Annotated in this window: 17 protein-coding genes; 4 read left to right on the top strand and 13 right to left on the bottom strand. The window is 75.3% G+C overall.

Annotation, left to right across the window (positions count from 1 at the left end; genetic code table 11):
- Positions 1 to 114 precede the first annotated feature (114 nt).
- From AMK13_RS46080 to AMK13_RS28525, 3 genes are all read right to left on the bottom strand, one after another.
- Complete coding sequence (locus AMK13_RS46080; RefSeq protein WP_158077751.1) at positions 115 to 2310, bottom strand: tetratricopeptide repeat protein; 2196 nt, start codon at positions 2308 to 2310, stop codon at positions 115 to 117.
- Positions 2311 to 2527: 217 nt separating this feature from the next.
- Entirely contained in the window at positions 2528 to 3175 is a 648-nt protein-coding gene (locus AMK13_RS28530) for an NUDIX domain-containing protein (protein WP_049658738.1), read from the bottom strand.
- 95 nt (positions 3176 to 3270) lie between these two features.
- Entirely contained in the window at positions 3271 to 4950 is a 1680-nt protein-coding gene (locus AMK13_RS28525) for a CTP synthase (RefSeq protein ID WP_375875575.1), read from the bottom strand.
- A 716-nt stretch (positions 4951 to 5666) separates the two neighbouring features.
- Between AMK13_RS28525 and AMK13_RS28520 the strand changes: the two genes are divergently transcribed.
- Entirely contained in the window at positions 5667 to 7664 is a 1998-nt protein-coding gene (locus tag AMK13_RS28520; protein WP_241853069.1) for a glycoside hydrolase family 15 protein, read from the top strand.
- Between the two features lie 182 nt (positions 7665 to 7846).
- Here the strand turns inward: AMK13_RS28520 and AMK13_RS28515 are convergent, their stop codons facing one another.
- The 3 genes from AMK13_RS28515 to yczE form a co-directional block, all read right to left on the bottom strand.
- The gene (locus AMK13_RS28515; RefSeq protein WP_074004687.1) at positions 7847 to 9025 is read right to left on the bottom strand and encodes a glycosyltransferase family 4 protein; all 1179 of its coding nucleotides are present in this window, start codon (positions 9023 to 9025) and stop codon (positions 7847 to 7849) included.
- A gap of 165 nt (positions 9026 to 9190) precedes the next feature.
- The gene (gene recN, locus AMK13_RS28510; protein WP_198959457.1) at positions 9191 to 10924 is read right to left on the bottom strand and encodes a DNA repair protein RecN; all 1734 of its coding nucleotides are present in this window, start codon (positions 10922 to 10924) and stop codon (positions 9191 to 9193) included.
- 88 nt (positions 10925 to 11012) lie between these two features.
- On the bottom strand, positions 11013 to 11711 hold the full coding sequence (gene yczE / locus AMK13_RS28505) for a membrane protein YczE (protein ID WP_074004685.1): 699 nt from the start codon (positions 11709 to 11711) through the stop codon (positions 11013 to 11015).
- A gap of 131 nt (positions 11712 to 11842) precedes the next feature.
- Between yczE and yczR the strand changes: the two genes are divergently transcribed.
- Positions 11843 to 13342 (top strand): MocR-like transcription factor YczR, encoded by a 1500-nt coding sequence (gene yczR, locus AMK13_RS28500; protein ID WP_241853068.1) that lies wholly within the window; start codon positions 11843 to 11845, stop codon positions 13340 to 13342.
- Positions 13343 to 13476: 134 nt separating this feature from the next.
- Here yczR and AMK13_RS28495 read toward each other — a convergent pair whose 3' ends face one another.
- The 4 genes from AMK13_RS28495 to AMK13_RS28480 all read right to left on the bottom strand — a co-directional run bounded on the left by AMK13_RS28495 (position 13477) and on the right by AMK13_RS28480 (position 16408).
- Positions 13477 to 14382: an NAD kinase gene (locus tag AMK13_RS28495; RefSeq protein ID WP_049654720.1), complete on the bottom strand. Its 906-nt coding sequence runs from the start codon at positions 14380 to 14382 to the stop codon at positions 13477 to 13479.
- 93 nt (positions 14383 to 14475) lie between these two features.
- Complete coding sequence (locus AMK13_RS28490) at positions 14476 to 15282, bottom strand: TlyA family RNA methyltransferase (RefSeq protein ID WP_074004683.1); 807 nt, start codon at positions 15280 to 15282, stop codon at positions 14476 to 14478.
- Between the two features lie 36 nt (positions 15283 to 15318).
- A complete protein-coding gene (locus AMK13_RS28485; RefSeq protein WP_074004682.1) occupies positions 15319 to 15561 on the bottom strand; it encodes a hypothetical protein in 243 nt (80 codons plus the stop codon).
- Positions 15545 to 16408 carry a hypothetical protein gene (locus AMK13_RS28480; protein ID WP_074004681.1) on the bottom strand — a complete coding sequence of 288 codons (864 nt, stop codon included), beginning with the start codon at positions 16406 to 16408 and terminating at the stop codon, positions 15545 to 15547. The genes AMK13_RS28485 and AMK13_RS28480 overlap by 17 nt, the downstream gene beginning before the upstream one ends.
- A gap of 179 nt (positions 16409 to 16587) precedes the next feature.
- Between AMK13_RS28480 and AMK13_RS28475 the strand changes: the two genes are divergently transcribed.
- Positions 16588 to 16935: an SCP2 sterol-binding domain-containing protein gene (locus AMK13_RS28475; protein WP_049654726.1), complete on the top strand. Its 348-nt coding sequence runs from the start codon at positions 16588 to 16590 to the stop codon at positions 16933 to 16935.
- A gap of 36 nt (positions 16936 to 16971) precedes the next feature.
- Here AMK13_RS28475 and AMK13_RS28470 read toward each other — a convergent pair whose 3' ends face one another.
- Complete coding sequence (locus tag AMK13_RS28470; protein WP_049654729.1) at positions 16972 to 18009, bottom strand: HAD-IIA family hydrolase; 1038 nt, start codon at positions 18007 to 18009, stop codon at positions 16972 to 16974.
- Between the two features lie 160 nt (positions 18010 to 18169).
- On the bottom strand, positions 18170 to 18883 hold the full coding sequence (locus AMK13_RS28465; RefSeq protein WP_107418875.1) for a tetratricopeptide repeat protein: 714 nt from the start codon (positions 18881 to 18883) through the stop codon (positions 18170 to 18172).
- A 92-nt stretch (positions 18884 to 18975) separates the two neighbouring features.
- Here AMK13_RS28465 and AMK13_RS28460 point away from each other — a divergent pair, with 92 nt between their 5' ends.
- On the top strand, positions 18976 to 20346 hold the full coding sequence (locus tag AMK13_RS28460; protein WP_079272581.1) for a DUF1015 family protein: 1371 nt from the start codon (positions 18976 to 18978) through the stop codon (positions 20344 to 20346).
- A gap of 119 nt (positions 20347 to 20465) precedes the next feature.
- On the opposite strand, the gene AMK13_RS46075 is transcribed toward AMK13_RS28460, so the two are convergent.
- Complete coding sequence (locus tag AMK13_RS46075; RefSeq protein ID WP_079272580.1) at positions 20466 to 21344, bottom strand: tetratricopeptide repeat protein; 879 nt, start codon at positions 21342 to 21344, stop codon at positions 20466 to 20468.
- Between the last annotated feature and the right edge of the window lie 529 nt (positions 21345 to 21873).

The raw sequence follows: 21873 nt of genomic DNA, 5'->3' as shown, positions 1-21873 counted from the left end.
TTCCAAAGTGAATAAATTTTCCGAACACATTGGCAGATTCGTAGGCTTCCCCTGCGACTTACCCACCAAAGACGTCGTAACCGGGCACTTCCGACAATACCTCCGAAAGGCCCATCACCACCCGGCGTCGACGCGTTCCCGCAGGTCCGCGAGGGCGCCCCCGACGGCCTCCAGGCCCCGCTCGTCGCCCAGCCGGCGCAGCACCGCGAGCGCGGCCCGGTACTCCCGGTCGGCCTCGTCGAAGCGGCGCTGCGCGGTGTGCGCCTCGGCCACCCGGGCGAGCAGCCGGGCCTCGGCCGCGTGGTCCCCGAGCGCCTGCCGCAGGCCGAGCGCCCGGCCGTACCAGTCGGCGGCCCGCACCGCGTCGCCGAGCGCCCGGTGGCAGTTGGCGGCGCTCTCCAGGGCCCGGGCGCAGAGCGGTTCGTCGTCGGCCCTCCGGGCGTGCTCCAGGGCGGCCCGGTAGTGGGCGGCGGCCTGCTCCCAGCGGCCCGCCGAGGCCTGGAGGTCGCCCAGGTTGAGCAGCGCGGCCGAGGCCCGGCGGGGCCGGCCGTTGCGCTCGGCGACGGTCAGCACCAGCTCGTGCAGCCGGTAGAGGTCGGTGGGGGCGGCGGCTCCGGTCAGCGGCAGGGCCCGCAGCAGCGCGGTGACCAGCCGCCCGGCCGATCCGTCCAGGTCGCCCTGGCCGATCGCGTCGGCCACCGCGCCGAGCAGCAGCTCCCGCTCGCCGAGCAGCCACTCGCGGGCGTGCGCGGCCGAGCGCAGCCGCAGCGGGGCGGGCAGCGGGTCCTGACCGGAGCCCGGGCCGGCCGCCGGGTCGAGCAGCGCGCGGGCCGACTCGGTGAGCCGGACCAGCCGCTCCAGCAGCCGGGCCCGGGCCAGCTCGGTCTCGGTGGGCCGGTCCTCCTGCTCGCGCAGCCGGACCAGTCGGGGGTAGAGCCGCCCGGGCACCCGGTAGCGCGGGGTGCCGTCGGCGGTCGGCGCCTCCTCGCCGAGCAGCTCCCGCTCGGCCAGCGCGGCCAGCGTCGCGGCCGCGTCCGGCACCGGGCAGCCGACCAGGGCGGAGGCGGTGCGCGGGTCGGCGGTCTGCGCCGGGGCCAGGGTGAGGGTGCGCAGCATCCGCGCCTGGGCGGCCGGCAGCCCGCGGTACAGCAGACTGAACGCGCCGAGCAGCGGATCGTTGTCGGGGACGGGCACCGGCTCGGCCGGCTCCGGGCCGGGCTTCACCCAGGCCGCCGGGTCACCGGCCGACTCGGTCACCGCGGCGGCGGCCGCGGCGGGCTCACCGGCCCGGCCCTCCCCCGGCTTCCCCGGGGCCGCCTTCCCCGAGGGGCCCCGAGCGGCCCCGCCCGGCCCGGCTGCTCCGGCCGCTCCGGCGGGCCCGACCGAAGGGGCACCGGAGGCCTTGGCCGCCCGCTCCCCCTCCTTCTTCTTCGGCGCCCTCCCCTTCTCCTTCTCCTTCTCCTTCGACGAAGCAACCGCGGCGGCCTCGCCGCCCGCGGCCGGCTCCGCGACGGCCCCCGTGACCGCCGTCTCCTCCCCCACCACCCGGTTGAGCTCGCGCGCCGCCTCCGTGACCGCGATCTTCGGGTTCCCGCGCAGCCACCCCGCCATCAGCCGCAGCGCGGCCGGCCGGGAGGCGCAGGCCTCGGCGAGGTCCGCCCCGCCGACCGGGTCGCAGGAGATCCGGGTGCCGCCGACCAGGTCGGCCAGCAGCTCGCCGGAGGCCTGCCGGTCCAGCCCGCCGAGGATCACCGGGTCGATGTCCTCGATCCCGGTGAGCGGCCCGGCCGTGGTGGCGAGCACCAGGCAGCCGGGCTCGTCGGCGAGCAGCGGCCACACCTGCCCGGCGTCCCGGACGTCGTCCAGGACGAGCAGCACCCGCAGCCCGGCGAGCGCCTCGCGCAGCGCCACGCAGCCCGGCTCGTCCCGCCCGTCCTCGCCCATCCCGGGCAGCGGCACGGCGGTCTGCGGGTCGAGCTGCTCCAGCAGCAGCCGGGCGGCCCGGGCGGGCGCCACCCGGCCGCCGTCCGGGGCGGACAGCCGGACGAACAGCACGCCGTCCGGGTAGTCGGCGGCGACGGTACGGGCGAAGCGGGCGGCCAGTACGGTCCGTCCGGAGCCGGGGCGCCCGGCCAGCACCAGCACCGGGCAGCGCCCGCTCGCCGGGCGGGCGGCGGCCGCCCGCAGCGCGGCCAGTTCGGCGCGCCGCCCGACGAACAGCGTGGGTGCGGCCGGCAGCCGCTCCAGGCCCGGGACGGCCCCGGCGGGCGCGCCGGGGCCGGGGTCCATCGTCGCCGTCTTCCTCGCCACCCGTGCCACTCCCGACGTCATCCCGCGCTCGGCATCCGACACCCGGCTTCCGGTGCCCGGCCTCCGGAGTTCAGCGGAGGCGGCCCGGGACGGGCGCCCTGTCTGCGAAGCGTAGTTCGACCGTCCGGCTCAGCCGAGGTGACATCCGGTCGTACGAATCCGCAAATCACCCCAACGACTCAACGACCGGCGGCCGGCCGTCCCCCGAGCGGCCGACTCAGGCCTCGAAGGGGCGAGCCGGCCAGGGCGAGTCCGCCGGGCGCAGCGCGTCCAGCCCGTCCGGGCCGGTGAGTGCGGCGTGCACGGCGAGGGTGCCGGTGACCAGGGTCGGGTTGTGCAGCTTCCCGGCCTGGATCAGCCGGATCAGCTCCGGCACCGGCACCCAGGCGACCTCGATCTCCTGCTCCTCGCCCTCGGCCGCGTAGCGCTCGCCCTCGGCCGGCGCCAGGTCGGTGGCGAGGAACATCCGCAGCGCCTCGTCGGTGCCGCCCGGGGAGGTGTAGTAGTCGGCGAGGATCCGCCAGGTGCCGGCCTTGCAGTACGCCTCCTCGTACAGCTCGCGCTGCGCGGCGTGCCACGGGTTCTCGCCGGGCACGTCGAGCAGGCCGGCGGGCAGCTCCCACAGCCGCTGGCGCACCGGGTGGCGGTACTGGCGCAGCACCAGCACCCGCTGCTCGTCGTCCAGGGCGAGCACCGAGACCGAGCCGGGGTGGGTCTGGTAGTCGCGGCGGGCCCAGCTGCCGTCGGGCATCCGGACCTCCTCGCTGCGGACCCCGGTGACCTTGCCCTGGAAGGGCGTCCCGCCGGCCCGGACCTCCCACTCCTCGGCCACGTCGGCGATCCCCTGGCGGCTCTGCTCGTCCATCGCTCTCCCCTTTTCGTCAGTACGACACAATCTAACGCCGAACGGCGGCCCCGCGGGAATCGCGGGGCCGCCGTTCGGTGAACGACCGGGGAGGACTACTCGGAGACCGCGGTCTTGATCTCGATGGCCGCCTTGACCAGGCCCGCGAACAGCGGGTGCGGGCGGGTCGGGCGGGACTTCAGCTCCGGGTGGGCCTGGGTGGCCACCAGGTAGGGGTGCACCTCGCGCGGGTACTCGACGTACTCGACCAGGTCGCCCTTGGGAGAGAGGCCGGAGAACTCCAGGCCGGTCTTCTCCAGGTCCGCGCGGTAGGCGTTGTTGACCTCGTAGCGGTGGCGGTGGCGCTCCTCGACGTACTGCTCGCCGCCGTAGACCTCACGGACGATCGAGCCCTCGGCGAGCTTGGCCGGGTACAGGCCCAGGCGCATGGTGCCGCCCAGGTCGCCCTTGCCGTCGACGATGGCCAGCTGCTCGGCCATCGTGGAGACGACCGGGTGCTTGGCGGCGGCGTCGAACTCGGTGGAGTTGGCCTCGGGCAGGCCGGCCAGGTTGCGGGCCGCCTCGATGACCACGCACTGCAGGCCCAGGCACAGGCCCAGCAGCGGCACCTTGTTCTCGCGGGCGAAGGTGATCGCGCCGACCTTGCCGTTGACGCCGCGGTCGCCGAAGCCGCCGGGGATGCAGATCGCGTCGACGTCACCGAGCTGCGCCCGGGCGCCCTCGGGGGTCTCGCAGTCGTCCGAGGTGACCCACTTGATCTCGACCCGGGCGTTGTTGGCGAAGCCGCCGGCGCGCAGCGCCTCGGTCACCGACAGGTACGCGTCCGGCAGGTCGATGTACTTGCCGACCAGGGCGACCTTGACGATGTGCTGCGGCTCGTGGACGCGGCGCAGCAGGTCGTCCCAGGTGGTCCAGTCGACGTCGCGGAACGGCAGGTCCAGGCGGCGCACCACGTACGCGTCCAGGCCCTCGCCGTGCAGCACCTTGGGGATGTCGTAGATCGACTTGGCGTCGATGGCCGCGACCACGGCCTCCTCGTCCACGTCGCACATCAGCGAGATCTTGCGCTTGATCGCCTGCGGGACCTCGCGGTCGGCGCGCAGCACGATCGCGTCGGGCTGGATGCCGATGTTGCGCAGCGCGGCGACGGAGTGCTGGGTGGGCTTGGTCTTCAGCTCGCCCGAGGGGCCGATGTACGGCAGCAGGGAGACGTGCACGAAGAACACGTTGTCCCGGCCGACCTCGTGGCGGACCTGGCGGACGGCCTCCAGGAACGGCAGCGACTCGATGTCGCCGACGGTGCCGCCGACCTCGGTGATCACGACATCGACGTCCTCGGTCGCCATCCGGCGGATCCGGGACTTGATCTCGTTGGTGATGTGCGGGATGACCTGGACGGTGTCGCCCAGGTACTCGCCGCGGCGCTCCTTGGCGATGACGGTCGAGTACACCTGGCCGGTGGTGACGTTCGCCGAGCCGTGCAGGTTGGTGTCCAGGAACCGCTCGTAGTGACCGATGTCCAGGTCGGTCTCGGCGCCGTCGTCGGTGACGAACACCTCACCGTGCTGGAACGGGTTCATGGTGCCCGGGTCCACGTTGAGGTAGGGGTCGAGCTTCTGCATCGTCACGCGCAGGCCGCGGGCCTTGAGCAGCGCGCCGAGGCTGGAGGCGGTCAGCCCCTTTCCGAGCGAAGAGGCGACACCCCCGGTGACGAAGAGGTGCTTGGTCGTCACGGCGCGGCCGTTCGCTGCCTTGCCGGAATGGGGCTGTGCCAAGAGGGGGCTCCCGTGGGTCGCGTGTCGAAGCAGACGTGGGCGGGAGGCTCGGGGTTCGCCGTGACGGGAGGCCGGCTCGGTGCGCGGCGCTCACTGGGTCGTCGGTTCGGCTGGTCCGGGGCGTTTGATCCCGCCGGTCCACGGGATACCAGGGTATCAGTGACGCGACCCGGACGCCGATCGAGGCACGCGCACCGCGCCGGGAGCGCGCGCGGGGCGCACGACCGGCGCATCACACGCCACAGGTTTCACACCGGTCGCACAACCCCCCGGACCGGGCCAGAGCGCGGTGTCCGTCCGGACCATCCCGGCTCCCCCTGCCGGGCCAGGCGGAGGTGATCCTTCCGGACCATCCTGCGCCGCGCCCTCGCGATGCACGGCATTTCCGCCGAATTGCGGCGCCACACCGGGCTGCGTCCGCGTGCTTCGCCCCTTTCGTCCGTCGTAAGCTGCTCGGACGCATCGCCGACAGCACGAGCACGCGGAGGGCGTGGGAGGGTCAGGACACTCCCGGTCCCCGATGCGCGACCGGACCTCCCCGTATTCCCGCTCATCCCCACCCACTCCAGGGGCTCGACCGAGCCCCGCGGACACTCCAGCAAGGCCCGCCACCACCCCCGGCAGGCCGGACGTCCCGGGGTGGACCTCCGGCCCCGCAGACCGCTCGCTCCCTCCGCTCGCCGATGCCCTGACCACATTGCGAACTGGAGATCCACGTGGCCGGCCGTATCGAGGACTACGCACTCATCGGGGACATGCAGACCGCTGCCCTGGTCAGCAGGGACGGGGCGGTGGACTGGCTCTGCCTTCCCCGCTTCGACTCGCCGGCCGTGTTCGCCGGCCTGCTCGGCACCGATGAACACGGCTTCTGGCGGATCGGCCCGGCCGAGGCCGTCGTCACCTCGGTCCCCCTCCCCGCGACGGCCCCGGCCCCCTCGCCCGCACGGGTCCGCATCGCCGAGACCGCCGACCTGCGGGTGCCCCCGCCCACCGCCGCCGCCCCGGCCGTGCCCGCCGACCGCCGCCGTTACCGGGGCGACTCGCTGATCCTGGAGCAGGAGTGGGACGCCCAGGGCGGCACCGTCCGGGTGATCGACTTCATGCCGCCGCGCCCGCTGGCCGGCAAGGACGCCGTCCCCCAGGTGATCCGGATCGTCGAGGGCGTCTCCGGCACCGTGCGGATGCGCTCCGCACTGCGGATGCGTTTCTCCTACGGCCGGGTGGTGCCCTGGGTGCACCGCGTCGAGCAGGCCGACGGCGGCCACCGCACCGTCGCCGTGGCCGGCCCCGACTCGGTCTGGCTGGACGGCAGGGCCGAGACCTACGGCCGCGACCTCACCACCTACGCCGACTTCACCGTCACCGCCGGGGAGCGGATCGCCTTCGCCCTCACCTGGCAGGCCTCCCACCTCGACGCGCCCAAGGCCCCGGACGCCGAGGGCATGCTCGACGCCACCGCCGACTTCTGGCACGACTGGGCCGACCAGTGCACCTACCAGGGCCCCTACCGCGAAGCCGTGATCCGCTCCCTGATCACCCTCAAGGGCCTCACCTACGCCCCCACCGGCGGCATCGTCGCCGCCCCCACCACCTCCCTGCCCGAGGACATCGGCGGCGAACGCAACTGGGACTACCGCTACACCTGGCTGCGCGACGCCGCCATCACCCTCTCCTCCCTGCTGCGCACCGGCTACCGCGACGAGGCCAAGGCCTGGCGCGAATGGCTCCTGCGCGCCGTCGCCGGCGACCCCGAGAACCTGCAGATCATGTACGGCATCGCCGGCGAGCGCGAGCTCACCGAGTCCTCCCTCGACTGGCTGCCCGGCTACGAGGGCTCCCAGCCCGTCCGCATCGGCAACGGCGCCGCCGGACAACTCCAACTCGACGTCTACGGCGAGGTCGTCGAAGCCCTCCACCTCGCCCACATGACCGGCCTCGTCCGCAACGACCACGCCCACCAGCTCCAACTGCGCCTGATCGACTACCTCGAGGACCACTGGCAGAACCCCGACGAGGGCATCTGGGAGGTCCGCGGCCCCCGCCGCCACTTCGTCCACTCCAAGGTCATGGCCTGGGTCGCCGTCGACCGCACCATCAAGCTCCTGGAGCAGACCCCCGAGGACGAGCCCACCGGCGGCCACCTGGAGCGCTGGCGCGCGCTGCGCGACACCATCCACGCCGACGTCTGCGAGAAGGGCTACGACCCGGAGCGCAACACCTTCACCCAGTACTACGGCGGCAAGGAGCTGGACGCCTCCCTGCTGCTGATCCCCCAGGTCGGCTTCCTGCCCGCCGACGACAAGCGCGTCATCGGCACCATCGAGGCCATCCAGCGCGAACTGTCCACCGAGGACGGCTTCGTGCTGCGCTACCCGACCCACGACGAGTCCGGCAACAACGTGGACGGCCTCTCCGGCCACGAGGGCGCCTTCCTGGCCTGCTCGTTCTGGCTGGCCGACGACCTCGCCATGATCGGCCGGGTCCAGGAGGCCCGCGAGCTGTTCGACCGGCTGCTCGCGCTGCGCAACGACGTCGGCCTGCTCGCCGAGGAGTGGGACCCGCGCCTCAAGCGCCAGGTCGGCAACTTCCCCCAGGCCTTCAGCCACGTCCCGCTGATCGACACCGCCCTGCGGCTGACCGCCTGCGGCGCGGCGTACCTGTCCGCCCAGCCGGACGGGCCGGCCACCGACCGGGCCGAGCGGGCCACGGTCTAGGAGCGGACCTAGGGCCTGTCTTCAAACTCGCGTCTGCGGGGCGACGCCGGGGCACGCACCTCGCCGCGTTGTCGTCGGTCGCCAATGCTCCGCAGTGGCTCCCTCCTCCGCCTTGCGATGCACGCACCCCAACGCCGCCCCGCCCGCCCTGCGGGCGGACGACGGGAGTTTGAAGACAGGCCCTAGCCGCGCTGCACCAGCTCGTCGTAGGTGCTGAGCACCTGGGCGACGGTGGCGGCCTCGTCCGGCCAGGTGTCGGCCTGCTGCCGGCCGGCCGCCACCTGCCGCTCGCGGCGGGCCGGGTCGGCCAGCAGGGCACGCACCGCGCGGCCGAGCGCCGCCGGGTCGCCGGGAGGCACCAGCTCGGCGGCGTCCCCGACCAGTTCGGGGATGCCGCCGACGGCGGTGGCGACCACCGGCACGCCGGCCCGCATCGCCTCCTGCACCACCAGCGAGCGGGCTTCCCAGCGGCTGGGGACCACCACCACGTCGGCGGCGGCCAGCAGGTCGGGCACGTCCGTCCGGTAGCCGAGCAGCCGCACCGGCAGCTTCTCCGCGGCCGCCCGCTCGCGCAGCGCGCCCGCCTCCGGGCCGTCCCCGGCGAGCAGCACGAGCGGCTCCGGGTCCAGCGCGGACAGCTCCCGGGTGGCGTCCAGCAGCAGCCCGAAGGCCTTCTGCGGGACGAGCCGGCCGACCGCCAGCACCAGCGGACGGTCCGGGCCGTCGCCGAGCAGCGCGGCGCGCGCCTCGGCGCGGCCGAGCAGGCCCTCGGGCATCGGCGGCGCCGCGACCGGGCCCAGCCGGGCGTCGGTGGCGCCCAGTTCGCGGGCCCGGGCGACCAGGTCGGAGGAGGCGCCGAGGACCAGGTCGGCGGCGCGCGCCACCCGGCGCTCCATCAGCCGCTGCAGCCGGCGCTCCATGCCGGTGGCCAGCAGCGCGTGGTGCGAGGTGACCACCAGCGGGGTCTCGGGGCGCAGGCCCGGGAAGCGGCCCGCGGTGCGCAGCGCCAGGTCGGACAGCAGCCCGGCGCGCAGCCCGTGGGCGTGCACCACGTCGGCGCCGGTGAAGGCCCGGCGCAGCTCGCCGATCGCGGTGGCGTCGCTGCGGGCTCCCGCGGTGGGAGTGATGTCGACGGTGTGGAACCTGGCGCCCGTACGGGAGAAGCCGAACAGCGCGTCCGTGCCGGCCGGCGCGCAGACCGTGACGTTCACCCCGTGTGCGACCAGGCCCTGGGCCAGGGAGCGCACGTGCGCACCGATGCCGCCGGTGCTGGCGGCCAGGACGAGTACCACGTGCAGCTGCCCCGGTTCGGGGACGGCCGCGGTGGCCCGGGCGGCGGAATGGTCCACGTCGTCTCGCATCCGACTCGATCAGGTTCGCGCGCCGCTTCGCGAGGATTGCCCGCCCGGCGGCGCTCGGGGCTGGGAAGCCAGTGTCCAGCCGCCACGATGCCAGGTCGGCGGCCCTCTTGGACAGTCGGCGCCACGGGGGCGCGTCGCCGACGTCCGGGGGGCCGCCGGCCCCGGCTAGCGGCGGCGCGGGGCCCGGGCCGCGGCCAGCAGTTCCTCGGCGTGGGCGCGGCCCAGTTCCGAGTCCTCCAGGCCGGCCAGCATCCGGGAGAGTTCGCGCACCCGCTCCTCGTCGTTCAGCACCTTGACACCGCTGCGGGTCACCGTGCCGTCGTTGGTCTTCTCCACCACCAGGTGCCGGTCGGCGAACGCGGCGACCTGCGGGAGGTGGGTGACGACCACGACCTGGGCGGACTCCGCGAGCTTGGCCAGCCGGCGGCCGATCTCGACCGCGGCCTTGCCGCCGACGCCCGCGTCCACCTCGTCGAACAGGTAGGTGGGGACGGGGTCGGCGCCCGCGAAGACCACCTCGACGGCGAGCATCACGCGCGACAGCTCACCGCCGGAGGCGCCCTTGGCGATCGGGCGCGGCTGGGCGCCGGGGTGCGGGGCGAGCAGCACCTCGACCTCGTCCACGCCGTGCGGCCCGTACGCGACGGTGCGCCCGCCGACCTCGATCCCGGCCAGGTCGTCGACCTGGCCGATCGCGAAGGTCACCCGGGCGTGCGGCATGGCCAGTTCGGCGAGTTCGGCGGAGACCGCGTCGGCGAACCGCCCGGCCGCGGCGTACCGGGCCTGCGACACCTCGGCGGCCAGCTCGGCCAGCTCGGCCCGCAGCTCGCTCTCCCGGGCGCCGAGCTCGTCGATCCTGTCGTCGTCGCCGTCGAGCTCGGCGAGCCGCACCGCACTGGCCTCGGCCCAGGCGATCACCTCGGCGAGCGAGTTCTCCTCGCCGCCGTACTTGCGCAGCAGCTGGGCCAGGACGGCCCGGCGGTCCTCGACGGCGGCCAGGCGCACCGGGTCGGCGTCCAGGTCGTCCGCGTAGCCGGCCAGGTCGCCGGCCACGTCGGCGAGCAGGTAGCCGACCTCGTTGAGGCGGTCGGCCAGGGCGGCCAGCCGCTCGTCGTGGTGGCGCACCGCGTCCAGGGCCCGGCGGGACTGGGCGAGCAGGGTGCCCGCGTCCAGCGCCTCCGGGTCGACCGGGTCGCCGGCCAGGGCGGCGTGGGCGAGGGTCGCGGCGGAGGACAGCGCGTCGGCGTGGCCGAGCCGCTCGGCCTCGGCGGCCAGCTCGGCGTCCTCGCCGGCCACCGGCTCGGCGGCGGCGATCTCGTCCAGGCCGAAGCGCAGCAGGTCGGCCTCCTGGGCGCGCTCGCGGGCCCGGGTGGTCAGCTCCTCCAGGGTCGCGGAGACCTCGCGCAGGACGCGGTAGGTCTCCCGGTAGCGGGCCAGCGGCCCGGCCACCGAGGCGCCCGCGTACCGGTCCAGCGCGCCGCGCTGGCGGGCCGGGCGCAGCAGGCGCTGCTGGTCGGTCTGGCCGTGCACGGCGATCAGGTCCTCGCCGAGTTCGGCGAGCAGCCCGACCGGGACGGACCGGCCGCCGACGTGCGCCCGGGAGCGGCCCTCGGCGGAGACGGTCCGGCTGATCAGCAGCGCGCCGTCGTCCAGTTCGGCCCCGGCCTCGAGCGCGCGGACCGCCGCCGGGGAGCCGGGGGGCAGCTCCAGGCGGCCCTCCACGACGGCGCGTCCGGTGCCGTTGCGCACCAGGCCCGGGTCGGCGCGTCCCCCCAGCAGCAGGCCGAGGCTGGTCACGACCATGGTCTTCCCGGCGCCGGTCTCACCGGTCACGGCGGTGAAGCCGGGGGCGAGTTCGACCACCGCGTCGTCGATGACCCCAAGATCCCGTATCCGCATCTCGTCCAACACGGAGACGACCTTACGAGGTTCCGCCCCCGGCGCGCGACGAGCGACAACGGCGCGCGGCAACTCCGTGCCCGGAAGTTCATCCCTTCCGGGCGTCCTCGGCGGGCACCGGGACGGTGCACCAGGGCAGCAGGAGCTGCACCAGCGGGCCGATGGCCAGCGCATACGCGACGGTGCCGGCCCCGGCGGTGCCGCCGAGCAGCAGCCCGGCGGTGAGGACCGTCACCTCGATGCCGGTGCGGATCAGCCGCAGCGAGCGGCCGGTGCGCCGGTGCAGGCCGGTCATCAGGCCGTCGCGCGGGCCGGGGCCGAGCCGGGCGCCGATGTAGAGGCCGCTGGCCAGCCCGTTGAGGGCGATCGCCGCGGCCGTCAGCGCGATCCTGGCGGGCAGGGCGCCGGGGCCGTCGACGACCCGCAGGGTGAGGTCCATGGCCGCGCCGATCACCAGCACGTTGGCGACGGTGCCCAGGCCCGGGCGCTGGCGCAGCGGGATCCACAGCAGCAGGACGAGGGCGCCGCAGATCGTCACCCAGGTACCGACGGAGAGGCCGATGGTGCGCTGCAGGCCCTGGTGCAGGACGTCCCAGGGGTCGAGGCCGAGGCCGGCGCGGAGCATCAGCGCCATGCTCACGCCGTACAGGGCGAGGCCGACAAACAGCTGCGGTATCCGGCGGCCGAGGGCGTGGGTGTCGCCGAACACCCGGACGGCGAGCGTCCGCCCGGCGGCCGGTCCGGGTCTGGTGGGGGTGGCTGATCCTGGTGTGGTCGTGGTGGCCAAGGCCTGCTCCTGCGGTGGTGCTGCACCACCGGGGCGCCCGGTGGTGGCGGCCGGCATGGCCGCCCTGCCATGATGGCCAGTCCAAAGCTGCCCGCTCCAGGGCCAATCCCGAGCAAGTGGACTTTTCAGCCATGGTCGACTGGCACACCACCGTCACCCCGCCCGCACTCGCGCGGCTGCTCACCACCGCCCGGCTCCCCGAGCCGGCCGCCGCCCGCCGCCCCGCCTACCGCACCCTGGCCGGGCAGATCCGGCTGCTGGTCACCGAGGGTCGGCTGCCGGTCGGCGCCCGGCTGCCCGCCGAACGCGAGCTGGCCACCGCACTGGCGATGAGCCGCACCACCGTCGCCACCGCGTACGAGACCCTGCGCGGCGACGGCTACCTGCGCAGCCGGCGCGGCGCGGGCAGCTGGACCGCCCTGCCCGAGGGCGCGCCGCCGCCCGGCGAGGCCCTGCACCCCGTCCCGCCGGACGAGCAGGGCCGCATCCTCGACCTCGGCGTCGCCGCCCCGCCCGCCCCCCAGCCCTGGGTCGGCCAGGCCGCCGCCCGGGCCGTCGAACAGCTGCCGTACTACGCCGCCGGGCACGGGCACTACCCCACCGGCGTCCCGGTGCTGCGCGAGGCCGTCGCCCGCCGCTTCACCGAGCGCGGACTGCCCACCACCCCCGACCAGATCCTGATCACCACCGGCGCGATGGGCGGCCTGCACCTGCTCCAGCGGGCGCTGGTCGGCCGCGGCGACCGGGTCGCCGTCGAGGCGCCCAGCTACGCCCACACCCTCCAGGCGCTGCGGCTGGCCGGCGCCCGCCTGGTCCCGGTGCCGTACGCCTGGACGCCGCGGCCCACCTGGGACCTCGACGAGTGGCGGCGGGTGCTGCGCGGGGCCGGCCCCAGGGTCGCGTACGTGATCCCGGACTTCCACAACCCGACCGGCGCGCTGATCGACGAGGAGCAGCGCCGCGAACTGCTGGCCGCCGCCAGGGCCGCCGGGAGCATCGTGCTGGCCGACGAGACCACCGCCGAACTCGGCTGGGGCGTACCGCCGTCCACGCCGCTGCCGCGCCCGACGGCGGCCCTGGACCGCGCCGCCCAGGTGGTCACCGTCGGCTCGGCGGGCAAACTGCTCTGGGGCGGCCTGCGGATCGGCTGGGTCCGGGCCGCGCCCGCGCTGGTACGCCGGCTGGCCACCGAGCGGGTCTACAGCGACGTCGGCACCCCGGTGCTGGACCAGCTGATCGCCGCCGAGCTGCTGGGCGATCCGCTGCCCGACGTGCGGGAGCACCAGCTGACCCGGCTGCGGGCCACCGCGCGGGCCTTCGCCGCCGCCCTGCCCGAACGGCTGCCCGGGTGGAGCTTCACCATGCCGTCGGGCGGGCTCTCACTGTGGGTCTCCACCGACGGGCTGTCCGGCGCGGCGCTGGCCCGGGCCGGGGAGCGCAGCGGGGTCCGGATCGCCTCCGGCAACCGCTTCGGTTCGGACGGCGCCTTCGAGCACCACATCCGCCTCCCGGTCACCGTGCCCGCCGCGACCGTCCCCGCCGCCGTCGAACGCCTCGCCGACCTGGCCGCCCAGGCAGCGGCCGGCGGACGCCTCGAACCGGCGGACGAGTCCCAGCCGCTGGCGGTCTGACGGCCGCGCGGCGGGGCAAGTCCCTTGGCGCGCGGGAACTTTGGCGCGTTCGCGCGGGCCGCGGCCGGCCGTGCCGCAGTCGGACGAACCGCGTCTGTACGGGCCGCGGTCGGCCGTGCCGCGGCCCGCCGCGGCTACTGGTGGTCGGCCCGGCCGCGCCAACCCGTCACCGGCAGCGCGAACTTGGCCACCAGCCGGTCGGTGAACGGCGCCCGGTGCAGTCTGGCCAGCCGCACCGGCGTCCGGCCCCGGCGGACCTCCACCCGCGCCCCGGCGGGCAGTTCGACCGAACGCCGCCCGTCGCACCAGAGCACCCCGTGCGGGGTCTTGGGCTGCACCTCGACCGCCAGCACCGACTCCGGCGAGGTCACCAGCGGGCGGGCGAACAGCGCGTGCGCGGAGATCGGCACCATCAGCAGCGCCTCCACCTCCGGCCACACCACCGGCCCGCCGCCGGAGAACGCGTACGCGGTGGACCCGGTCGGCGTCGCGCACACCACGCCGTCGCAGCCGAAGTTGGAGACCGGACGGCCGTCCACCTCGGTCACCACCTCCAGCATCCGCTCCCGGGACGCCTTCTCGATCGAGGCCTCGTTCAGCGCCCAGTCCTCGTGCACCACGTCGCCGTTGGTGCGGACGATGACGTCGATCGTCATCCGCTCCTCGACCTCGTAGTCGGCGTCGACCACCCGCTCGACGACCACGGCCAGGTCGTCCCGCTCGGCCTCGGCGAGGAAGCCCACCCGGCCCAGGTTGATCCCGAGCATCGGCAGCCCGTGGGAGCGCGCCAGCTCCGCCCCGCGCAGCAGCGTCCCGTCCCCGCCGGCCACCAGGATCAGCTCGCAGCCGTCCGCCGCCCCGGGGCCCTCGGTGACCTTCTCGACGCCCTCCGGCAGGTCCAGGTCCACCGCCTCGGCTTCCAGCAGTCTGATCCGGAGCCCCACCTTCAGCAGCCCGTGCACCAGGGCCTCGACGCTGCGCAGCGCCGTCTCCCGGCCGGTGTGCGCGATCAGGAAGACCGTACGTTCTTCATCGCTCATGCCGCTGCCCTCTCCCTAACGCCTGCCGGGTCGCCCTTGGTCCCGGGGCGGCCGCGCCATACGACATGACGGGCCGGACGCTCGCAAGGCACCCTACCGGGGCCCCTCCGCCACGGCCCGGTCCGCGTCCGCGGGGTCCAGCCGCGGAGCGTCACGGCGCAGCCAGAGGAAGTACTCGACGTTGCCGGACGGCCCCGGCAGGGGGCTCGCGGTGACCGCGCGCACGCCCAGCCCGAGCTCCCACGCCTGCCCCGCGACCTGGCGCACCATCTCGGCGCGCAGCTGCGGGCTGCGCACCACCCCGCCGCTGCCCAGCCGCTCCTTGCCGATCTCGAACTGGGGCTTGACCATCAGCACCAGGTCCGCGTCCTCGGCCGCGCAGGAGGCGAGGGCCGGGAGCACCAGGCCGAGCGAGATGAACGACAGGTCGCCCACCACCAGGTCGACCCGGGTGCCGCCGATCAGCTCCGGCGTCAGCTCGCGCACATTGGTGCGGTCCATCACGGTGACCCGCTCGTCGCTCTGCAGCGACCAGGCGAGCTGCCCGTAGCCGACGTCCACCGCCAGCACGTGCGCGGCGCCGGCCCGCAGCAGCACGTCGGTGAACCCGCCGGTGGACGCGCCCGCGTCCAGCGCCCGGCGGCCCTCGACGACCAGGCCCTGCGGCACGAAGGCCGCGAACGCGCCGGCGAGCTTGTGGCCGCCGCGCGAGACGTAGTCGGGGTCGTTCTCGTCCTTCGCCACCACGACCGCCGCCGAGGTCTCCACCTGGGTGGCCGGCTTGGTCGCGGTGGCGCCGCCGACCGTCACCCGGCCGGCGGCGATCAGCTCGGACGCGTGCTCACGCGATCGGGCCAGCTTGCGGCGGACCAATTCCGCGTCGAGTCGACGTCGTGCCACTGCCACTGGTGTTTCAGCTCCTACGGATCCTGCGGGTCATTCCTGGTCGAGCGCGGCCAGTGTGTCGACGAGCCGCTGGTGAACATCTTCGTACACCGCGACGTGTGCCTCGGCGGGGACCCCGTCCAGGGCCTCCAGCCGGGCCAGTCCGGCGTCCACCCCGGGGTGGCCGGTGGGGAGCAGCTCGACGCCGAGCGGCTCGGCGGGGAGCACCGCGTCGAGCGGTGCCGGCGGCCCGGCGTGCCGGACGGACCGGGGCGGTTCACTCGTCTCGGGCATCGGGCTTCTTCGCGTCGTCGGACTTCTTCGTGCTGGTGGCCTTGCGGACCGTGGTCTTCCTGGTCGCCGCACGCTTCGCGGGCGTCCCGGGCTCGGTTCCGGCCTCGGTGTGCCGGGCGGTGGCGGACTTCTTGACGGTCGTCGTCCGCTTCGCGGCGGCCTTCCCGGCCTGCGTCGTCTTGGCCGACGTCTTCTTCGCCGGGGTGGCCTTCTTCGCCGTGCTCTTCTCGGCGGCGGCCTTCCCGGCGGAGCTCTTCCCGGCGGCGCTCTCCTGCCCCGCGGGCTCCTCCCGCGGGGCCGGGGCGACCGCGGACACCCGCGGGACGGACGAAACGGGCGGGACCGGCGGGTCGACCTCGACCGGCTCGTCCACCTCCACCCGCTCGGCGACTATCGGCTCACCCACCGTCCGGGCGGCCGACCGCTCCTCCTCGGCCTCCCACCCGCGCCCGAAGAGGTCGCCGGCCCGCGGCGCCGGCACCGGCTCCTCGGCCCCGTACGCCCCCGGCCCGGACGCGGCCGCCGGGGCCTCCTCCTCAACCTCGCGCAGCTTGGTCTCCAGGTACGCCAGCACCACGCCGACCTTGGTCACCTGGTCGCCGACCCTCTCGAAGACCTTCTCCGCCTCGTTGCGCGCCACGCCGACGGCCAGGTCCACCCCGGCCCGCCCGGCGGTGACCGCCTCCCCGGCGAGGGTCTGCAGGGTCTCCACCGACGGCGGGAACTGGCCGCCCAGCCTGCGCTCGACCCCGGCGACGTCGACCCCGGCCTTCTCCAGGATCGAGCTCGCCGTCCCGACGACCAGCTTGCCGACCTCCTCGACCACTCCGGCGGCGGTCTCCACCACTCCCCGAACCGTCCTCGGCAGCATCCGGGTGCCTCCCAATCGCCTCTGGGCGTCGCTCCGTCGCCCTCAGTACCCGGGCGCCGTTCCGGGCACCCCACCGACGACGCTACCGCCAAAACCCGCCTGAGGTACCGTGGCCCGCAGTCAGCACCGTAGCGACCGGGGGAGGGAGCCGGCCCGTGGCGAACGCCGAGGAGTGCCGGGAGGCGCTGGAGCAGCTCAGCCGGAACATGACGAAGTCCACCGGCGACGTCCGCAAGGCCGCGGCCCTCGACCGCTCGCTCAGCTGCCGGATCACCGACCTCGACCTGACCTTCACCGGGCGGCTGCGCGACGGCCGGATCCAGGACGTGGTGGTGGCCCCCGGCGCCCCGGCCGGGAAGGCGGAGATCCGGCTCACCATGAGCAGCGACGACCTGGTCGCGCTGGTCGGCGGGCGGCTCAACTTCGCCTCCGCGTGGGCGAGCGGCCGGGTCAGGCTGGAGGCGGGCTTCCGCGACCTGCTTCGGCTGCGCACCCTGCTCTGACCCCGGCCGCCGTCCCCGCCGACCGCCGGACCGTCCTCAGAACCCCAGGTCGGCCAGCGCCTTCCGGCCGTCCACCGGCGCGCCGCCCGCGTCCAGCACCGTCCACGCGGCCGCGCACAGCGCCCGCAGGCCGTCCCAGCGGTCCCCGGCCCCGGACAGCCGCAGCACCCCGGCCTCGACGCCCGCGACCCAGCCGCCGCACCCGAAGCCGCCGTCCACCGGCGTCACCGCCGGGTGCGGGACGAGCAGTCCGCGCAGGTCCGCCGCCAGGTAGGTCGGCCGGTGCTCGACCGGGGCCGCCAGCAGCAGCTCCGGGGTGGTCACCCCGGTGAACACCAGCAGGCTGTCCACCCCGCCGTTGAACGCGCCCTCGATGTCGGTGTCCAGCCGGTCCCCGACCACCAGCGGCCGCTCCGCGCCGGTGCGCAGCACGGTCTCCCGGTGCATCGGCGGCAGCGGCTTGCCCGCCACCTCCGGCTCCACCCCGGTCGCCGCCCTGACGGCCGCCACCAGGGTGCCGTTGCCGGGCGCGATGCCGCGGGCCCTCGGCACCGTCAGGTCCAGGTTGGACGCCACCCAGGGCAGGCCGCTCTGCACCGCGTACGCGGCCTCCGCGAGGTCCGTCCACCCCACCGAGGGGTCGAAGCCCTGGACCACCGCGAGCGGCCCGTCGGCCAGCGAGCGGACCGCGACCAGCCCCAGCTCGGCCAGCGCCTCCTCCAGCCCGAGACCGCCCACGACCAGTACCTTCGAGCCGGCCGGCACCTTCTCGGCGACCAGCCGGGCGGCGGCCTGGGCCGAGTTGATCACGTCGGCCGGCTCGGCCGGGACGCCCAGCTCGGTCAGGTGCTCGGCGACCACCCTCGGCGGGCGGGAGGCGTTGTTGGTCACGTACGCGAGCCGCATCCCGGCCGTCCGGGCCGCGTCCAGGGCGTCCACCGCGTGCTCGATCGCGTGCGCGCCGGCGTAGACCACGCCGTCCAGGTCGAGCAGCGCGGTGTCGTACGCGTCGGTCAGCGGCCGCTCGCTGCCTCCGGGGGCGGTCCGTCGCACGGGGGTGGCCGTCTCGGTCATGGCTGCGCTACCTCATTCACTGCGTCGTCGTTCACTGCGTCGTCGTTCACTGCGTCGTCCGTGTCGCACGTCCTCGTGCGTCAGGGTGTCAGGGCGTCCGGTACGGCCTTCGCGGCCCGGCGCCTCGTACGGCGTCCGGCCGGGTCGCGGCGCCCACCGGTCAGGCGCCGCCGTCGGCACCGGCGGTGCCCGCCGTTCCGCCGGCCGGGCCCTCGGCGCCCGCCGGGGGCTCCACGTACCCGGGGGCTCCCGGCAGCAGCGGGCCGTACGCCCCGGCGCGGGCCGCCAGGGTCGCCCTGGTCTGCCGCAACGCCTGCCGGTAGTGGTCGGACTCCGGCCGCATCGCCACGGCCAGCGCCAGGTGCTCGGCGGAGGTCTCGAAGTCGCCCAGCCGGGCCGCCGAGACGCCCCATCCGAACTGAGCGTAGTCGTCCGCCGGATCGGCGAGCGCCACGGCACGGAAGTTCGCCAGCGCCGCCGCGTACGAGCCCGCGTCGAACTGGGCCCGCGCCAGCGCCTCCCGGATGCTGCGCGAGTGCGGCTCGGCCGCCACCGCCCGGGCGAGCAGCTGCTCGGCGGCCGCCGGATGCCCCTGCGCCAGCAGCTGGGCGCCCCGGCGGAACCAGTCGTAGACGTCCCCGGTGGGCTCCCCGGAGCGGCTCTGCCGCGGCACCCCGCCGACCGGCACCGCGCCGGACTCCACACCGGTCTCCGGACCCGCCTCCGAACCGACCGGCACCGCACCGGCCGTCGAACCGTCGCCCGGCACGCGGCCCGGCACGCCGTCGGCCGGAGCGTCCCCGCGGGTGGCACCGACCGGCCCGCCCGACTCGGCCGGGCCGCCGCCGTCCACCCGTTCCTGCCCGTCGTCCATGCCGTACCTCGCCCTCGGTCGCACACCCGCCCCACAGATCGGCACGGGTATTCCGATCTCTCAACAACGCGTACCCGGTTACGATGCCCAGAATGAGCACACCCAGTGCAGAAGACGGAGTCGAGACTCCCGAGGGCGGCCCCGGCGATCCCGGGCACGTCGCCACCGCCGGCCTGTCCCTGTCCCCCTTCCGCGGCCTGCGCTACGTCCCCGACCGGGTCGGCACCCTGGCCGCCGTGACGTCCCCGCCGTACGACGTCGTGGACCCGGGCCGCCGGCTCGACCTGGAGACCGCCGACCCGCACAACGTGGTCCGGCTGATCCTGCCCAGGCCCGAGCCCGAGGACGCCGGCGACCGCCCCGACCGCGACACCCGCTACCGGCACGCCGCCCGGCTGCTGGCCGCCTGGCAGCGCGAGGGCGTCCTGGCCGCCGACCCCGAGCCCGCGATCTACGTCTACGAGCAGCGGCTCCCGGCCACCGCCGACTCCCCCGAGCTGCTCCAGCGCGGCCTGATCGGCGCCCTCGCGGTGAGCGGTCGGGAGGGCGGCGTGGTGCTCCCGCACGAGGACGTGATGCCCCGGCCGGTCGCCGACCGGGTCGGCCTGATGCGCACCACCCGGGCCAACCTGGAACCGCTGCTGCTCACCTACCGGGGCGGCGGCGGCGCCTCCGGCGTGATCGAGCGGACGGTCGAAGGCGAGCCGCTGCTCTCCACCGCCACCAGCGACGGCACCCACCACCGCCTGTGGGCGGTCACCGCCCCGGCCGAGATCGCCGAGATCAGCCGCGACCTGGCCACCTGCCGGGCGCTGATCGCCGACGGCCACCACCGCTGGGAGATGTACCTCCGCCTCCAGCGCGAGCACCGCCACCTGCCGCGCAGCCCCTGGGACCGCGGCATGGTGCTCCTGGTGGACACCGCCCGCTACCCGCTGCGGGTCCGTGCCATCCACCGCGTGCTGTACCGGCTGCCGGTGGCCGAGGCGCTGGAGCGGCTCGGCGACCAGTGGAAGGTCAAGGAGGTCCCCGGGCCGCTGTCCGCCGCGCTCCAGGCCCTCGCCGAGCAGAAGCGGCACGGCGGCAACGGCTTCGTCCTGACCGGCGGCGACGGCGTCTACTGGCTGCTCGGCGAGCCCGAGGAGTCCCTGCTCGACGCCACCGTGCCGCACGGCCGGCCCGAGGAGTGGCGCCACCTGGACGCCACCGTCCTGCACGCCACCCTGCTGGACCGCACCTGGCACGTCCCCGACGGCCCGAACGACATCGGCTACCTGCACACCGCCGTGGCCGCCGAACAGGAGGCCGCGCGCACCGGCGGCACCGCCGTCCTGCTGCACCCGGTCCGGGAGTCCGTGGTGCGACGGCTGGCCGAGCAGGGCGTCACCATGCCGCGCAAGTCGACCTCCTTCGGGCCGAAGCCGGCCACCGGGCTGGTGCTGCGCAACCTCGCGCTGGGCTGACACCGCGCGGGGCTGACACCTCGGCCGGCCCGGACACGGGCCGGAACGCCGTGAGGCCCTGCCGTTCCCGGAGTTTCCCGGGGAACGGCAGGGCCTCACGGCGTTTGCCAGGGAGCTGCTCAGCTCTTGTCGGCGTCGGCCTTGGCGGCCTTCGACTCCTCGGCCTCGGCGGCCTCGGCCTGCTGGGCGCGCTCGGGGACGACGCCGTCGAAGTCGTCGTCGATCTCGAGGTCGTCCTCGTCGTAGAACTCCTCGACGTCCTCCTCGTCCTCGAAGATCACGCGGTCCTCGGAGTGGTCGCCGCCACCGCGCTTCTTCTGCACCGGGGCGTCCGTCGACTCGGCCTCGTCCTCGGCCAGCTCCGGGTCGAGCGTGTCGGTGAACTCCACGCCGTCGATCTCGGCCAGCCGCTCCGAGGCGTTGGTGGTGCCGTCGGTGTCGGCCTCGGCGGCCTTGGCGAACCAGTCACGGGCCTCGTCGGCCCGGCCGGCCGCGATCAGGGCCTCGGCGTAGGCGTAGCGCAGACGCGCGGTCCACGGCTGAACGGAGTTGGAGGCCAGCTCCGGGCTCTGCAGCGTCACCACGGCGGCGTCGAACTGCTCCATGTCGGCGCGGGCACCGGCCGCCACCAGGCGCATCTCGACCTGGCCGGCCTTGTCCAGCTGCTTCACCTCGGGCTCGCCGGCCATCGCCAGCGCCCGCTCCGGACGGCCCAGACCGCGCTCGCAGTCGGCCATCACCGGCCACAGGTCCGCCCGGCCGGTCATCCGACGGGCGGCGCGGAACTCGGTCAGCGCCTCGGAGTAGCGCTGCGTCATGTACGAGGCGAAACCGGCCGCCTCACGGACGGCCGCCACGCGGGAGGCCAGACGGAGCGCGATGCGCGAGTACTGGTAGGCCTCCTCCGCCTCGCCGTCGAGCAGGCGGGCCACCATCACCAGGTTGCGGGCGACGTCGTCCGCGAGGGTCTTGGGCAGGCTCTTGAGCTCCTGGCGCACGTCCGCGTCCAGCTCGTAGCCGGTGACGTCCTCCGGGATCGGCAGACGCTTGACGGGCTCGTAGTTGCCCCGGCGGTCGTCGTACTCCCGGCGGTCGCCGCCGCGCTCGTCCCGGTCACGGCGGTAGCCGCCACCCGACGGGCGGTCGTCACGGCGGAAGCCGCCGCGGTCGCCACCACGGTCGTCGCGGCGGAAGCCGCCACGGTCGCCACCGCGGTCATCGCGGTTGAAGCCACCCGAGGGGCGGTCGTCACGGCGGAAGCCACCGCCGGCCGGACGGTCGCCACGGTCGCGGTTGAAACCGCCACCCGACGGACGGTCGTCACGACGCGGACGGTCGTCACGGTCGTCCCGACGGAAACCGCTCGGGCGGTCGTCGCGGCGGAAACCGCCACGGTCGCCGCCGCGGTCATCGCGGTTGAAGCCGCCGGAGGGGCGGTCGTCGCGGCGGAAGCCGCCACGGTCGCCGCCGCGGTCGTCACGGTTGAAGCCACCCGAGGGGCGGTCGTCGCGGCGGAAGCCACCGCCG

Origin of the sequence: Streptomyces sp. CB02056, from assembly GCF_001905545.1 — a bacterium.
In the GTDB taxonomy this organism is placed as follows: Bacteria; Actinomycetota; Actinomycetes; order Streptomycetales; family Streptomycetaceae; genus Kitasatospora.
Note: the sequence above shows the minus strand (reverse complement) of the source record. Positions and strands in the feature narration are given on the sequence as shown.